1 protein-coding gene is annotated in these 1538 nt (G+C 66.1%); it reads right to left on the reverse strand.

All coding sequences use genetic code 11. The features are described 5' to 3' along the window. Positions 1 to 58: 58 nt before the first annotated feature. Entirely contained in the window at positions 59 to 1426 is a 1368-nt protein-coding gene (locus VE944_RS08575) for an ISNCY family transposase (protein WP_324975182.1), read from the reverse strand. Positions 1427 to 1538: the final 112 nt, after the last annotated feature.

The following is a 1538-nucleotide window of genomic DNA, read 5'->3' on the forward strand; positions in this document are numbered from 1 at the left end:
TGTTCCGTTGAAATAGAAAAGCCCTAGTTGGGAGTGAAGTAGAAATGTCCTACCCGGCTCAAAGTGAAAGTGATAAAACATCCCCTTCCGAGGGGGTGTCGGGCTGTAGCGCCGCAGGCGCGTAGGCCACGTTTGGTAAAGGCGTGAAGCGACCACGCCCCACCCGCAGCGGGTTCTTTCTCCAGGGATGCGTGGGTGGCACGGGTTTGCCTGCCGCGCCACCTGGCGCACGAGCTGGCAACGGGGCTGGCGGTGACGGCAGAGCCGCCGGCGGCGGTCTCTCGTGGATCGGCAGAGGCGCAAGGTCGTGCTCGCGCCAGCGGTAGCGCGTGGTGCCGTCGAGCCGATGCTCGATGGTGACTCGGCTGGTCGGCATCGCGCCGTCGGCCTCGGCCGCTCCGATCTGATAGTGCTGGTTGCGGTAGCGGAACGTGAAGTCGTTGCGGACGACCCGCTGGTCCGTTTCGGCGAATAGGCGAAGCAGGTCTACCCCGGCGGGGAGCTCGCGGTGGGCATCGGCGGAAGAAGCCGGGAGCACGGTGAAGCGTCCGGACCAGAACGGGATGAACGTTTCGTCGAGGAAGCGGTTCGCCTCCACCATGGAAGTGATCCCGGCGATCCTCATCTCCTTGATCAGCCGGTCCTGGAGCGTCTTGAAGAGGCGCTCCACCCGACCCTTGGCCTGGGGTGAGAGGGCGATGATCAACTCGATGTCCAGGGCGTCGAGGGCACGCCTGATCAACGTGAGCGCCTTCGGCAGGTCTGCCGCCTCCCGCTCGGCTTTCCGGAAGTGGGCGTCGAAGTGCGAAGCCGCGTCGGTGTAGAGCGCGCCCATCCGCCCGTGCTCGGCAATGTAGTCCACGATCATCCGCCGGTTCGCCGCCCCCGTGTCGCGAGGGAAGAAGCGCGCGTGGAGCCGGCTGGTGGCATCGTCGATCAAGGCGATCAGCACCATCTCCTCGTCCGAGCGCTTCTCGAGCCATGCGTGGATGGACGTGTCCATCAGCACCATCTCCCCGACCGCGGCTCTGCGCTCACGACGCCGGCGGTGCCGCTTCCCGCGCTTCGCGGGCACCCAGAGCCCCGCTTCGATCATCCACAGCCTCAGCGTCGCGGGGCACACGCTGATTCCTGCGGGGCCTCTCGCCAGGTGCTCGCTCAGCAGGGTGGGGCCGAAGTCGTGGTAGAGCGGGTCGCGCGCTCGCGCCAGCGCCGCTTCCCGCGTACCACCCGCGATCCGGCGGTTGGAGGGCTGGTCCCGCAGCCCGTGGACCACGCTTCCGTCTCCTTCCCGTTCGAACCGGCGCACCATGCGCCGCATGTGGCGCACGCCCACATGGAGGCGGCGGGCCGCCTCGCTGATGGAGAGCTGTCGTTGCTGCACCTGGTGCAGCACCACCACTCGATCTCGATCGTTCTGGCTCATGTTCAGCACGTCCTCGCTCCGGCAACGGGTCGGCTCGCAACGTAGCGAACAGACTCCGAACGAGGACATTTCTACTTCAGCCGCACTCGGACATTTCTACTTCAACGTTACA

The sequence above is a fragment of the Nostoc sp. genome (assembly GCF_035638895.1).
Lineage (GTDB): Bacteria > Cyanobacteriota > Cyanobacteriia > Cyanobacteriales > Nostocaceae > Nostoc.

Coding starts and splice junctions, on each gene's coding strand:
- VE944_RS08575 (WP_324975182.1), bottom strand. CDS start 1,426: ATGAGCCAGAACGATCGAGATCGAGTGGTGGTGCTGCACCAGGTGCAG.